The sequence below is a fragment of the Corallococcus sp. AS-1-6 genome (assembly GCF_020037015.1).
Lineage (GTDB): Bacteria > Myxococcota > Myxococcia > Myxococcales > Myxococcaceae > Corallococcus.
Genome location: NZ_JAIQDE010000016.1, coordinates 1 through 13,588, shown reverse-complemented (window position 1 = coordinate 13,588; position 13,588 = coordinate 1). Strand labels below are relative to the sequence as shown.

Annotated in this window: 9 protein-coding genes; 7 read left to right on the top strand and 2 right to left on the bottom strand. The window is 72.2% G+C overall.

Features of this window, described 5'->3' with window-relative positions:
- Nucleotides 1-323: 323 nt before the first annotated feature.
- Nucleotides 324-773 carry a hypothetical protein gene (locus K8612_RS21940; protein ID WP_223763731.1) on the top strand — a complete coding sequence of 150 codons (450 nt, stop codon included), beginning with the start codon at nt 324-326 and terminating at the stop codon, nt 771-773.
- Nucleotides 774-782: 9 nt separating this feature from the next.
- On the opposite strand, the gene K8612_RS21935 is transcribed toward K8612_RS21940, so the two are convergent.
- Nucleotides 783-1,640 carry a neutral zinc metallopeptidase gene (locus tag K8612_RS21935; RefSeq protein ID WP_223763730.1) on the bottom strand — a complete coding sequence of 286 codons (858 nt, stop codon included), beginning with the start codon at nt 1,638-1,640 and terminating at the stop codon, nt 783-785.
- Between the two features lie 140 nt (nt 1,641-1,780).
- Entirely contained in the window at nt 1,781-3,097 is a 1,317-nt protein-coding gene (locus tag K8612_RS21930) for a neutral/alkaline non-lysosomal ceramidase N-terminal domain-containing protein (protein WP_223763729.1), read from the bottom strand.
- Between the two features lie 167 nt (nt 3,098-3,264).
- Between K8612_RS21930 and purF the strand changes: the two genes are divergently transcribed.
- From purF to K8612_RS21900, 6 genes are all read left to right on the top strand, one after another.
- Complete coding sequence (purF, locus tag K8612_RS21925) at nt 3,265-4,647, top strand: amidophosphoribosyltransferase (RefSeq protein WP_223740661.1); 1,383 nt, start codon at nt 3,265-3,267, stop codon at nt 4,645-4,647.
- On the top strand, nt 4,625-6,283 hold the full coding sequence (locus tag K8612_RS39325; RefSeq protein WP_223763728.1) for a PAS domain-containing sensor histidine kinase: 1,659 nt from the start codon (nt 4,625-4,627) through the stop codon (nt 6,281-6,283). Before purF ends, K8612_RS39325 begins: the two co-directional genes overlap by 23 nt.
- Nucleotides 6,280-7,647 (top strand): sigma-54 dependent transcriptional regulator, encoded by a 1,368-nt coding sequence (locus K8612_RS21915; RefSeq protein WP_223763727.1) that lies wholly within the window; start codon nt 6,280-6,282, stop codon nt 7,645-7,647. The genes K8612_RS39325 and K8612_RS21915 overlap by 4 nt, the downstream gene beginning before the upstream one ends.
- 157 nt (nt 7,648-7,804) lie before the next feature.
- On the top strand, nt 7,805-9,130 hold the full coding sequence (locus K8612_RS21910; protein WP_223763726.1) for a TolC family protein: 1,326 nt from the start codon (nt 7,805-7,807) through the stop codon (nt 9,128-9,130).
- Between the two features lie 28 nt (nt 9,131-9,158).
- Nucleotides 9,159-10,352, top strand: a complete 1,194-nt coding sequence (locus tag K8612_RS21905; protein WP_255671996.1) for an efflux RND transporter periplasmic adaptor subunit — start codon at nt 9,159-9,161, stop codon at nt 10,350-10,352.
- Between the two features lie 28 nt (nt 10,353-10,380).
- Nucleotides 10,381-13,515, top strand: a complete 3,135-nt coding sequence (locus tag K8612_RS21900) for an efflux RND transporter permease subunit (protein ID WP_223763724.1) — start codon at nt 10,381-10,383, stop codon at nt 13,513-13,515.
- The last annotated feature ends 73 nt before the right edge of the window (nt 13,516-13,588 follow it).

Sequence of the window (13,588 nt, the reverse complement as noted above, 5' to 3'; positions counted from 1 at the left end):
GGCCACGGGGAAGCGCCCGCGGCCCGCGAAGCAGCGGGAAGGCGGCATGCTCGGAGCAAAGACACACTGACGACAAGCACAAGTTTCACGTTTGTGTTTTGACGCAGCGCCCCTTCAGTCACGCTCAAAAAAGCACGCGCACGCGGTAAGCCTATCGTTCGCAATGTGTCCGGAATGCGAATGACGCACGGCCCCATGACCGGCCCCCGGGCAGGCCCCCGGGCGCGGGCGCCGCGCTCCCCGGAGCCGACCCGCGCGGTCATCTTGAGAAGGAGGTCGCGGCGCGGTTTCCCTCTCCCGCGACGGAAGGAACGAGGACGCCCATGCGCACCGGACCTTTGGTGACCCTGGTGGTGGCGCTCGCGTCAGGTCCGGCCATGACGGCCCTGGCGCAGCAGGACGAAGCGATGACGGCCCCGGAGGGCAATGACTCGCAGAACCTGGATGACCGGCAATCAGTGACAAGCAATTCCGGCGACGGCGCCTTCTGGGACAATTACTGGTATCAGCCGCCCCAGCAGCCCCTCGCCGGCGCGTACCAGCTCGAACAGCCGATGGCCGGCGCGTATCAGCTCCAACAGCCCATGGCCGGCACGTACCAGCTCGAGCAGCCGCCGGTCGGCACGTACCAGCTCCAGCAGCCGCTCATCGGCACGTACGAACTGCAGCAGCCGCTCATCGGCAGCTACCAGCTCCAGCAGCCGATGAACGGGACGTATCAGCTCCAGCAGCCGCTCGTGGGGACGCGGCAGCAGCCGCTGCCGCGCCGTTGAGCGCGCCGCCTACCGCCGGGCGTTGAAGGTGTCGCACGCCTCCAGCGTCCCCTGCTCCAGGCCGCGCTTGAACCAGGTCATGCGCTGCGCGGCGGAGCCGTGGGTGAAGGACTCCGGGACGACGTAGCCCCGGGCGCGCTTCTGGAGGGTGTCGTCGCCCACGGCGCTGGCGGCGCCCAGGCCCTCCTCCACGTCGCCCTGCTCCAGGATGTTGCGCTCCTTCTGCGCGTGGTGGGCCCAGATGCCGGCGAAGCAGTCCGCCTGGAGCTCCGTCAGCACGGAGAGCTGGTTGGCCTGCTCCTCGCTCGTGCGGTTGCGCAGGGACTGCACCTTGCGGGAGACGCCCAGCAGGTTCTGCACGTGGTGCCCCACCTCGTGCGCGATGACGTACGCGCGGCCGAAGTCACCCGGCGCGCCGAAGCGGCTCTCCAGCTCGTCGAAGAAGCGCAGGTCCAGGTACACCTTCTGGTCGCCCGGACAATAGAAGGGCCCCACCGCGCTCTCCTGCATGCCGCACGCGGACTGCACCGCGTCCGAGAAGAGCACCAGGTGCGGCTGCACGTAGCGCACGCCCTGGGGCTCCAGCAGCCCGGGCCAGGTGTCCTCCGTGTCCGCCAGCACGACGGAGGCGAAGTCCTTCAACTGCTCCTGCCGCGGGTCCACGTTCCCGGAGCCGCCCGTGCCCGGCTGCGAATACGGGGAGGTGCGCGTGCCGATCTGCACGTCGGACGGGTCGCCGCCCAGCAGCATCACCAGCAGGGCCACCACCAGTGACGCGGCGCCACCGCCCACCGCGAGCGGGCGCCCGAAGCCACCGCCTCGCCGGTCCTCGACGTTCGAGCTGCGACGTCCGCCTTCCCACCTCATCCCGTGCCCCCTGTCTCGCGAAGAAGACGATCCGAGGACCAAGGTAGGCAGCGGGCCCTCCGCCCGCGACAGTGCCACCCCGGGGCATCCGGACGTCAGGAGGTCCGCAAGGCAGGCGGGCGGCCGGGCCTTCGCCGCGCCTACCTGGCGGGAGAGAAGCCCACCGCGCCGGAGGCCACGCGCGCGGCGGCGCCCAGGCGCTCCAGCAGGGCGGGACCGAAGTACTGGCGCCGGGACTCCCCCTGCCCCGCGCGCACCTGCTCTGGCGTGTCCAGGTAGCCCACGTAGCCGTTGGCGAGCCCCAGCACGTGCGTGGCCCCGGTGAGGTCCGCCAGCGCCCTCCCCGCGCCCACGGTGGGCTCTCCCGGGATGGACAGCAGCTCCAGGGGCCCCAGCGCCAGCGCGTCCACCTCCGCGTCGCGCGGGGACGAACCGCACAGGAAGTTGTCCCCCGCCGCGCGGGTGAAGGCGGGCACCAGCCGCGACGCGTCCGGCCGGGGCAGCGCCGTCTGGACGCGCGCGAACGCCAGCCGCACCGGCGCCTCCACGGACGCCGGGGCCGCCCCGTCCGCCAGCGCCGCCAGCTTGCGCGCGAAGCCCAGGGCGCGCTCGGGGCCCTGCCCTTCGTTGAAGGACACGGACGCGTTGCCCTCGCTGCCCTGCACGAACAGCGTGACGCCGCTCCCCGCCTCCTCGCGCAGCGCGCTCAGCCGGCCCGGGAAGTCCGGATCCAACAGCGCCCGCTGCCGGGGGATGAGCGTGGCGTGCCCGGCGAACACCAGCACCTCCGCCACCGGCCCCTCCGCCCCGCGCAGCACCGCCCGCGTGAGCTGGCCGTCCGGGGCATCCCCCCCGGAGCGGGAATGGACGAGCCCCGCCTCCGTCGCGCCGCCCACCTCCAGCGTCACGTCCTTCAGGGAGGCGGCGGCCTTCTCCAGCGCCTCGCTCGCGCCCTGCACCGCCGCGCTCACGGACGCCTCCCGGTAGCGCCCCGTGCCGGAGAGCTGGGCCGCCCACCGCGCGTCGTAGCCTCCAAACGAGGAGTGCGTGTGCGTGGCCACCACCAGCACCTCCCCCACCCCGGCCTTCGCGGCCCGCTCGCGCACCCGCGCCGTGATTTCCGGGGTCACCAGGAGCAGCTCCAGCGACACCACGCCCACGCGCGCGCCGCCGGCCTCCAGCACCAGGGCCCTCGCCTGGAGGGGGAGCTCGGCCTGGCTCGCCTCGGGGCGGGGTGGGACGTAGCCCGCCACCACCACCGGGAACGGGGGGGAGAGGGCCACCTTCGCCGCGCCCGCCTTGAGGGGGCCTTCGCCACGCACCTGTGACAGCACCTCGGGCGTGCGTTCCTCCCACGTCCCGCACCAGTTCCAGGAGGCGAGCGCGTAGGCGGCCCCGGCCGTTAGCAAGGCGAAGGGCAGCAAGGGACGGAGGAGGGAGCGCCAGGAGGAGGACATGCCGGAGGGCAGCGTAACCCCTCGGCGCTTCCAGGCGGCTCCCACCTTTCGGGCGACGGCACCTTGCCTGGCCTACAAGGGCCGACGTCGGCTGATGGTGGAATACCCACCTTCAAGGCGTGCGTTCCTGTTCCGCTTCGCGGTCGAAAGGGGTAAGGCAGCGCGCCATGTGCGGCATCTTCGGAATCGTGGGTCACGGAGAGGCGTCCAACCTGACGTACCTGGGGTTGCACGCCCTGCAGCACCGCGGACAGGAGTCCGCCGGCATCGTCGCGTCCGACGGGCACACCCTGCGCGCGCACCGGCAGATGGGCCTGGTCGCCGACATCTTCACCGTGCCGGTGATTGAAGGACTCCCCGGCAAGGCGGCCATCGGCCACGTGCGCTACAGCACGGCGGGCGGCAGTGGCATCAAGAACGCCCAGCCGCTGTTCGTGAACTACGCGGGCGGCCAGTTCTCCATCGCGCACAACGGCAACCTGGTGAACGCGACGGAGCTCAAGGCGGAGCTGGAGGCGGAGGGCGCGCTGTTCCAGTCGGACGCGGACACGGAGGTGGTGATGCACCTGCTCGCCCGCTCCAAGCAGCCTGGCTTCGAGGCGCGCCTCGTGGAGGCGCTGCGCCGCGTGGAGGGCGCGTACAGCATCCTGCTGCTCACCGAGGACAAGCTCATCGCGGTGCGCGACCCCAACGGCTTCCGGCCGCTGGTGCTGGGCAAGATGAAGGAAGGCGCGTACGTGCTCGCCAGCGAGACGACGGCGCTGGACCTCATCGAGGCGGAGCTGGTGCGCGAGCTGGAGCCCGGGGAGCTGGTCGTCATCGAGAACGGCGTGCTGCGCTCCAGCATGCCCTTCAAGCCCGCGCCCCGGCTGGGCCGCTGCATCTTCGAGCACGTCTACTTCGCCAAGCCGGACTCCGTCCTCTTCGGCAGCAGCGTCTATGAAGTGCGCAAGCGCCTGGGCATGCAGCTCGCGCGCGAGCAGCCCGCGGAGGCGGACCTGGTCATCGCGGTGCCGGACTCCGGCGTGCCCGCGGCCATCGGCTTCTCGCAGGTGAGCGGCATCCCCTACGACGTGGGCCTCATCCGCAGCCACTACGTGGGCCGCACCTTCATCGAACCGCAGCAGTCCATCCGCCACTTCGGCGTGAAGCTGAAGCTGTCCGCCGTGCGCCAGGTGCTCAAGGGCAAGCGCGTGGTGGTGGTGGACGACTCCATCGTGCGCGGCACCACCAGCCGCAAGATCGTGAAGATGCTCAAGGCCGCGGGCGCCGTGGAGGTGCACCTGCGCATCTCGTCGCCGCCCACGCAGTGGCCCTGCTACTACGGCATCGACACGCCCAGCCGCACGGAGCTCATCGCGGCCAGCCACACCACGGAGGAGATCGCGAAGTACGTGACGGCGGACTCCCTGGGCTACCTGTCGCTGGAGGGCCTGGGCACTGCGGTGGACGACCCGAAGCGGAGCACCTACTGCACCGCGTGCTTCTCCGGGCAGTACCTCACCGACAAGCTGTCCCAGAGCGCGGGTGCCACCAAGCTCAGCGCCTGAGACGCCAGCCGCGCCTTCGGGCCGGCCCGGGCTCGCCCAGGCGGAGCGGCAGTTCGTCCGCTCCGTCGTCGCGGGCCTGGTGTTGTTGGGCGCGGTCGCCGTCGCGGGGCCGCTGCTCTCCTACCGCGGCGACGTGGCCGTGGCCCGCGCGGAGTTCCAGTCCCGCATGACGCGCGAGGCCCGCGTCTACGCGGAGGCGCTGGGCCTGCACCTGAAGCTGCTCCAGACGGAGCTGCTGCGCGTGTCGGAAGGCGTGGGCCCGGACGTGAAGCGCGAGCTGCCCACCGAGGACCTCCAGGACCTCACCACGCCCCGCGCCGGCCTCTTCCACGCGGGCGTGATGGTGCTGGACGCGCAGGGCAAGCTGCGCTGGAGCGACCCGCCGCTCGACGAGGCGCAGGCCCGGGGCGGCTTCGCCACGCGCCCCTGGTTCCAGCAGGTGCTCGCGCGCCAGACGTCCGTGGTGGACGCCATCGCGCCGGGCGCGTCCCTCTTCGTCGTCGCGGTGCCGGTGGTGCGCGCGGGCCAGACGACCGCGGTGCTCGCGGGCCTGCTGGACACGGGGACGGCGCTGCCGGGCGGCCGGCCCCTGAGCGACGATTTGGAGCTGCTCGTCCTCAACGCCTCCGGAGACCTCTTCCTGCCGAGCGCGCCGCCCTCCTGGGCCAACGTGTCGCGCGCGTCCGGGGAGCTGCGCGACTTCATCCGCGAGGGCGTCCGGCCGCCATCCCTGGACGCGGCGCGGGAGACCTTCCTCACCGCCACGCCCGTGCCCGGCACGGGGCTGCACCTGGTGCTCGCCGCGGACGAGACCGCGCTGCTGTCCGGGCTGCGCGACCGCTTCCTCGTGCAGCTCCTGGTGCTGGCGCTGCTCCAGGTGGGCACGCTGGTGCTCTTCACCATCCACTGGCGCCGCGTCTACGGCCTGTTCCGCGAGGTCGAATCGCGCTCCGCCCGGCAGGAGAAGATGGCCGCGCTGGGCAGCGCCGCCAGCCTCATCGCGCACGAGGTGAAGAACTCCCTCAACGGCCTCAAGGCCGCCACCGGCCTCGTCTCCCCGGAGGGCGAGGGCGGGCTCGTGGTGCGCACGCTGCACGGTCAAATCGACCGGCTGGCGCACCTGGCCACGTCGCTGCTCCACTTCGGCAAGCCGCCCGTGGTGCGCCGCGTGGACGTGGACCTGTCGCAACTGGTGCGTGACGTGGTGGAGGGCCTGCGCTCGCTGCCGGAGGCGGCGGAGGTGCGCGTGGACGTGGACGTGCCCCCGGATGTCGCGCCCCTGTCGTGCGACCCGCTGCTGCTCACCACCGCGCTGGACAACCTGGTGCGCAACGCGATGGAGGCCACCGTGGCGGCCAAGGACCTGGGCAGGGTGGCGGAGCCCCGGGTGCGCGTGCGCGCCCGCCTGGGCGCGGACGCCGCGGTGGTGACGGTGGAGGACAACGGGGGCGGGCCGCCGCCGGAGGTGGAAGGCCACCTCTTCGAGCCCTTCCGCACCTCCAAGCCCAAGGGCATCGGCCTGGGGCTGGCCATGACGCGCCAGGCGCTGGAGCATCAGGGCGGACAGCTCACCTTCGAGCGCCTCCCCGACGGCTGCCTCTTCCTCCTCCACCTTCCCCGAGCCCCCCGGCCATGAGCCTCCCCGTCCTCCTGGTGGATGACGACCGCGCCTTCTCCTCCATCGCGGCGGTGGCGCTGCAACGCGAGGGCTTCAGCCTCACGGTGGCGCACTCGCTGCACGAGGCCCGCGCGTCGCTGGCGAAGGCCACGCCCGCGCTGGTGGTGCTGGACCGCCGCCTGCCGGATGGAGACGGGCTCGCGTTCCTGCCGGAGCTGAGGACGCACGCGCCCGGCGTGGCGGTGGTGATGGTGACGGCGCACGGGGACATCGCCAGCGCGGTGGACGCGGTGCGGGCGGGCGCTGCGGACTACCTGGCCAAGCCCGTGGAGCTGGCGGACCTGGTGCTGCGCGCGCGCCGGGCCGTGGACGCGAGCCGCCTGAGGGACCGCCTGGAGACGGCGGAGGCGGAGCTGTCCGGCCGCCGCCGGCTGGTGCCCCCTACGTCCGCCGCCATGCAGCGGGTGTTCGCGATGCTGGAGCGCATCGCCGCGTCGCCGCGGAGCCCGGTGCTGCTGCTGGGCGAGACGGGCGTGGGCAAGGAGCAGCTCGCGCGGCACCTGCACGCGCTCGCGTCGAAGGACGGGGGCGCGCCCTTCGTGCACATCAACTGCGCGGCCCTGCCCGAGCAGACCGTGGAGAGCGAGCTGTTCGGCCACGAGAAGGGCGCCTTCACGGACGCGCGCGCCGCGCGGCGCGGGCTGGTGGAGGTGGCCCACGGCGGCGTGCTCTTCCTGGATGAGGTGGGCGAGCTCCCGCTGCCGCTCCAGGCGAAGCTGCTGACGTTCCTGGACTCGGGGCGGTTCCGCCGGCTGGGCGGTACCACGGAGCAGACGAGCACCGCGCGCATCGTGGCCGCCACCAACCGGGACCTGCCCAAGCAGATGTCGGGCGGCAACTTCCGCGAGGACCTCTGGTTCCGCCTGGGCGTGTTCCGCATCGACATCCCCCCGCTGCGCAAGCGGCGCGAGGACATCCTCCCGCTGGCGGAAGGGATGCTCGCGGACCTGGGCCGCGAGCTGGGCCGGCGCGACGTCACCCTGGGAGCGAAGGCCCGCGCGAGGCTCGGGGCCTATGCGTTCCCGGGCAACGTGCGCGAGCTGCGCAACATCCTGGAGCGGGCGCTGGTGCTGGAGCCCGGACCGGAGCTGGAGCTGGAGGTGCTGGGCGGCGCGCCCTCCGTGAGCGGCGCGGTGAAGGGGGAGCCGCCGGCCGCGGTGGCGCCGGGGGCCTTCAGCGTCACGGAGCCCGTCCCCATGGAGGACCTGGAGCGCGCGTACGTGCGCTGGGCCCTGGAGCGGCTGGGCGGCCGGCGCATGGAGGCGGCGAAGGCGCTCGGGCTGTCCTACCCGACCTTCCTCAAGCGCCTGGGCGACGAGTGAAGGGATTTGCAGCGCCCGCGATGAAAGGATTTTGAAGTCGCGGGCACTGAAAGGATTTTGAAGTCGCGCGGCGGCGCATCCGCGCGGATTTGCTGGGGTCGGGCCGGGCACACGGCTTGCGATGGGGGCCTTCCGGATTCTCACCGGAGCCTGCCGCTTGCGCCGTTCCCTCCCCGCACTCCTCGCCCTGGGCACCCTGCTCGGCCTCACCGCCGGTGCCGAGCAGCACCCCGCCTCCTCCGCCACGCTGCTGCTCTCCACCCTCCCGGACGACGACGGTCTGGCGGAGCTCCTCTGGGAGCGCTCCGCGGACTTCGCGGACGACCGCGCCCGCCTCGCGGCGTCGCGAGCGGACCACCAGCGCACGCACCTGCTGCCGAACCCGGAGCTGGACGTGTCGATGAACACCATCCCCATTGGCGCCACGAACCCGCCGGGCCTGCGCCGCCTGGACGACGTGCCCAACTACGTCGTGGGCGTGTCGGAGCTGGTGGAGCTGGGCAAGCGGGGCCCGCGTCAGGACGCGGCGAAGGCGGCGCTGTCCGCCACCACGCTGGACGTGCACGCCGCGCTGAGGACCCGCACGTACGACGTGCTGGAGCAGGCGGCGGAGGTGGCCGCCACGGAGGTGCGCGTCGCGGAGCTGACGAAGCTCACCGACGACGCGCTGAAGCTCACCGACCTGCAACGCGCCCGGCAGCAGCACGGCGACGCCGCGGGGCTGGACGTGGACCGCTCCACGCTGGAGGCGCAGTCGCTGGAGGCGTCGCTGGGAGAGGAGCGCGTGAAGCTCACGGACGCGCTGCTCGCCTGCGCGCGGCTCGCGGGCATCCCGTGTGAGCCCTTCGGGAGCCACGAGCGGGCCATGGCCTTCCTCCACGCGCGGCTCGACAAGGCGCCCGCGCCCGCCGCCATCGAGTCGCGGCCGGACCTGCGGGCCCTGAGCGCGCAGGAGGACTCCGCGCGGTCCTCGCTGACGCTGGCGCGGCGCCGCTGGATCCCGGATCCGACGGTGCGCGCCGGCTACACGCGAGACCAGTTCATGATCTCCGGCAACCAGCAGAACTCCCTCTTCGTGGGCCTGTCGATTCCGCTCCCCCTCTTCGACCACGGCCAGGCGGACGCGCACGCCGCCAGCGCGAGCGCCCACTCCGCGAGGACCGCCCGGGAGCTGCTCACGGCCCAGGCCTCGCGAGAGACGGACACGCTGACCCAGCAACTGCGAGCGGTGCAGGAGCGCCGCCAGAAGCTCCACACCCAGACGCTGCCGCTGGCCGAGGGCGTGGTGAAGCGCCTGGACGCGGCGGTGAAGGCCGGAGGCGCGGCGCTGCAGGACCTGCTCCTCGCGCGCCGGACCTACGGAGAGCTGGTGCTGCACGCGGCCGACCTGGACCAGACCGCCTACCGCCTCACCCTCGCCATCGCCCGCGCCAGCGCCGCCGGACCGCGCGCGCCGGACACGCTGCTCAACCCCCGCTCCTGAACCCCCTCCCTCCCCTGGAAGCCCTCCCATGAACACCCCTGACACCTCCGCCGCCCCCACCTCCACCAACACCTCCTCGCGCCGCGCCCCGGTCTGGATGGCCTTCGCGGGAGCGGGCCTGCTGGGCACCGGCGCGCTGCTCTACGTGCTGGCCCCCACCGACTCCATCGCGGAGAGCGAGAGCGCCATCCAGGGCCCCACCGTGAAGGGCGAGACGGTGCACCTGCCGGACGAAGCCCCCCAGTGGCACTACGTGCAGCTCGCCGTGGCCACCGAGGGCACCGCCCTCACCCCGCTCCCCTCCCCCGCGCGCGTGCAGTTCGACGAGGCGCGCACCGCGTCCGTGGGCGCCCCGCTCGCGGGCCGGGTGGAGGAGGTCCGCGTGCGCCCCGGCGACCGCGTGAAGCAGGGGGACGACCTCTTCAGCGTGCGCTCCGGAGCGTTCGCGGAGCTCGTGCGCGAACAGCGCGGCGCGGAGGCCGAGCTCGCGGAGAAGCGCCGCAACGCGGACCGCCTCCAGGCGCTGGTGGCCCTGCAAGCCGCCCCGGAGAAGGAGCTGCTCGCCGCGCGGACGGAGCTGCGCCAGGCGGAGCTCTCCCTGGAGGCCGCCAGGGCGAAGCAGGGCAGCCTCCGCGTGTCCTCCCGAGGCGAGAACCTCTTCTGGGTGACCGCGCCGCGCTCCGGCACGGTGGTGGACCTGGACGTGGTGGCCAGCCAGGAGGTGACGCCGGACCGGGACAGGCCGCTCGTGCGCCTCTCCGACCTGGATCAGGTCATGGTCGTCGCGGACCTCCAGGAGGCGGACGCGCTGGACATGTCCCCCGGCCAGGACGTCACGGTCACCACGCGGGACGGCATCGTCCGCGCCGGCAAGGTAGACCGCGTGTCGGAGGTGGTGGATCCGCTGCGCCGCACCGTGGAGGTGCGCGTGCGCGTCCCCAACCAGGACCGCCGCTTCCGCCCCAACGCCTTCGTGGAGGTGACGCCCACGGCGCCGGAGGGCGTCAAGCGCGTGCGCGTCCCCGACAGCGCGGTGGTGACGGACGGAGCGCGCTCCGTGGTCTTCGTCGCCCGTGACGCGAACCGCCTGGAGCGCGTCGCCGTGACGCCGGGCCGCCGCCGCGACGGCGAGGTGGAGCTGCGCGCAGGTCTCGCCTCCGGAGACCGGTTCGTCGCCCGGGGCGCGCTGCTCCTGGAGAACCAGATCGAACTGGCGGACTGACGCCCCCACGCCGGATCGAAAGACGCCCATGTTCGAAAAGCTCGTCGACTTCAGTCTGAAGAACCGCGCGGCGGTGGTGTTCCTCACGCTGCTGACCGCCATCTGGGGCTGGTTCTGCTTCCGCGACCTCACCGTGGAGGCCTTCCCGGACCCCACCGACACGCAGGTCAACGTCATCACCCTCTACCCGGGCCAGCCGTCCGAAGAGGTGGAGCGCCAGATTGGCCTCCCGCTGGAGCGCGCCCTCAACGGCATCCCGGGCCTGACGCGCCTGCGCAACCTCTCCATGTTCGGCCTGTCCTTCGTGACGCTGAGCTTCAACGACAACACCGACGTGCTCTTCGCCCGGGCCCAGGTGCTGGAGCGCCTGCGCGACGCGGAGCTGCCCGACGGCCTCACGCCCTCCCTGGGCCCGCTGGCCACGCCCATCGGGGAGATCTACCGCTACACGCTGAAGGGCGCGAAGGGCGACCCCATGAAGCTGCGCACCCTCCAGGACTGGGTGGTGCGGCCGGGCCTGCTGCGCGTGGACGGCGTCGCGGACGTCGTCAGCTACGGAGGCCTCCTCAAGGAGATCCACATCCAGCCGGACCCCGCCCGGCTCGCGGCGTTCGGCCTCACGCTGGACGACGTGGAGGACGCGCTGAAGGACGGCTCGGAGAACGCGAGCGGCGGCGTGCTGGAGCGAGGCTCCGAGCAGTTCGTCATCCGCAGCGAGGGCCTCTTCCGCTCGCTGGACGACATCCGCGACGTGCGGGTGGCCACGCACGAAGGCACGCCCGTGTTCCTCAAGGACGTGGCGGACGTGAACGAGGGCTGGTCCCCCCGCCAGGGCGTGGTCAGCCGCGACGGCGACGGTGACGTGGTGCAGGGCATCGTGCTGATGCGCCGCGGAGAGAACCCCTCCGTGGTGCTCTCCCGCGTGCGTGACGCGGTGGACTCGGTGAACGGCCGCCTCCAGGGGGAGGACGCGCGCATCGACCCGTTCTACGACCGCACGGACCTGGTGAACACGACGTTGCGCACGGTGGGCCACAACCTGCTGGAGGGCGCGCTGCTCGTCACGCTGGTCCTCTTCATCTTCCTGTTGGACCTGCGGGCCGCCATCGTCGTGGGCGTCCTGATTCCGCTCTCGCTGCTGGCGTCGTTCATCTACCTGAAGATGCGGGGCATGTCGGCCAACCTGCTGTCCATGGGCGCGGTGGACTTCGGCGTCATCGTGGACGGAGGCGTGGTCATCATCGAGAGCATCCTGGCGCGGATGTCCGGCCACCAGTTCGAGGCAGAGACCCCGCTCGAGCGCATCCAGCGCGCGACGAAGGCGGTGGTGCGCCCCACGGTGTTCTCGCTGCTCATCATCATCGCGGCGTACCTGCCCATCTTCATGTTGCAGCGGGTGGAGGGCCGCATCTTCGCGCCCATGGCGAACACGGTGGTGGCGGCGCTGCTGGGCGCGCTCGTCTTCTCCGTCACGCTCATCCCGGTGCTGGCGTCGTTCGTCTACCGCAAGCCGGTGAAGCACAAGGAGTCACCGGTGCTGCGCGCCGCGGACAAGGCCTACGGCCCCGTGCTGGCCTGGAGCCTCAAGCACCCGGGCACCGTGGTCGCGGTGTGCACGGCGGGCCTGCTCTTCGCGGGGGCGCTCGTGCCGCGCATGGGCAGCGAGTTCCTCCCGGCGCTCAACGAAGGCAGCCTCTACCTGACCTTCACCATGCCCTCGAACATCTCCCTGTCGGAGGGCCGCAAGCTGGTGCCGCGCATCGAAGGCCTGCTGCGCCAGGCGCCGCAGGTGGACGGAGTGCTCAGCCAACTGGGCCGCCCGGAGGACGGCACCGACGCGAAGCTCACCAACAACCTGGAGTTCTTCGTGAAGCTCAAGCCACCCGCCGAGTGGCCCAGGAGCACGCCGAAGCTGGACGACGTGCTGGAGGTCCTCCAGCGCTCCGTGTCGGAGGTCCCGGGCATGGAGGTGAGCTTCAGCCAGCCCATCGGGGACAACGTGAACGAGAGCATCAGCGGCCAGCAGGGCCAGCTCGCGGTGAAGCTCTTCGGTGACGACCTCCAGGTGCTCCAGGAGTATTCGCAGAAGGTGAAGCGCACGCTGTCGAAGGTGGACGGCGTCGCGGACCTGGGCATTGTGAAGAGCGGCGAGGTCCCCAGCATCCAGGTGACCCCGGACCGCGTGGCGCTGGCCCGCCACGGCATGTCGCTGGGCGACTTCCAGCACGTCTTCCAGACGGCGGTGGGCGGCCGGCCGCTCAGCGAGTTCTGGGAGGGCGAGCGCCGCTTCGACGTGGTGATGCGCCTGCCCATGTCCAGCCGGGACGACGTGGAGAAGATCTCCCGCCTGCGCGTGCCCGTGGAGGGCGGCGTGCTGGTGCCGCTCAGCGAGCTGGCCCAGGTGAAGACGGGCTTCGGCCGGGCCTCCATCAACCGCGAGAACGGCCGGCGCTACATCGGCGTGCGCATGAACGTGCGGGGCCGGGACCTGGGCTCCTTCGTGAAGGACGCGCAGGCGCTGGTGGAGAAGGAGGCCCCGCCCCCCGCCGGGACGAGCGTCGAGTGGGGCGGCGAGTTCGAGAGCAAGGAGCGCGCGATGGACCGGCTCCTCACCGTGCTGCCGGTGGCGCTGGTGCTCACGCTGCTCTTGCTCTTCAAGGCCTTCAACTCGTTCGGCCGCGCGGTGGTGACGCTGCTCAACGTGCCCTTCGCGCTGATGGGAGGCGTGTTCGGCCTGTACTGGGCGGGCATGCCGCTGAGCGTGGCGGCGGCGGTGGGCTTCATCGCGCTCATCGGACAGGCGGCGCTCAACGGCGTGCTGGTGATGAGCGCCATCGCGGAGCGGAGGGAGGCCGGAGAGTCGCTGGACGACGCCATCCTCCACGGCAGCCGTGAACGCCTGCGCCCGGTGCTGATGACCGCCGCGCTGGCGGCGCTGGGCCTGGTGCCGGCCTGCTTGAGCAACGGCATCGGCTCGGAGATGCAGAAGCCCCTGGCCATCGTCATCGTGTCCGGAACCATCTCCGCGTGCGCGCTGACGCTGGTGCTGCTGCCGGTGCTCTTCCGCATCTTCGCCCGCTTCACGGAGCAGGTCGTGGACCGGATGCCCGCGCAGTTGCTGCGCGTGGTGCCCGGCGCGAAGAGTCTCCGCAAGGCCGGCTAGTACGCCGACACAGGGATTCTGAATGGTTCAGGCGGCGGCCTTGTCTACTGCCGCCTGCGCCATTAGCGGGTAG

Excerpts from the sequence above, each read along its gene's own strand:
- K8612_RS21940 (WP_223763731.1), top strand. The coding sequence starts at position 324 with ATGCGCACCGGACCTTTGGTGACCCTGGTGGTGGCGCTCGCGTCAGGT.
- K8612_RS21935 (WP_223763730.1), bottom strand. The coding sequence starts at position 1,640 with ATGAGGTGGGAAGGCGGACGTCGCAGCTCGAACGTCGAGGACCGGCGA.
- K8612_RS21930 (WP_223763729.1), bottom strand. The coding sequence starts at position 3,097 with ATGTCCTCCTCCTGGCGCTCCCTCCTCCGTCCCTTGCTGCCCTTCGCC.
- purF (WP_223740661.1), top strand. The coding sequence starts at position 3,265 with ATGTGCGGCATCTTCGGAATCGTGGGTCACGGAGAGGCGTCCAACCTG.
- K8612_RS21915 (WP_223763727.1), top strand. The coding sequence starts at position 6,280 with ATGAGCCTCCCCGTCCTCCTGGTGGATGACGACCGCGCCTTCTCCTCC.
- K8612_RS21905 (WP_255671996.1), top strand. The coding sequence starts at position 9,159 with ATGAACACCCCTGACACCTCCGCCGCCCCCACCTCCACCAACACCTCC.
- K8612_RS21900 (WP_223763724.1), top strand. The coding sequence starts at position 10,381 with ATGTTCGAAAAGCTCGTCGACTTCAGTCTGAAGAACCGCGCGGCGGTG.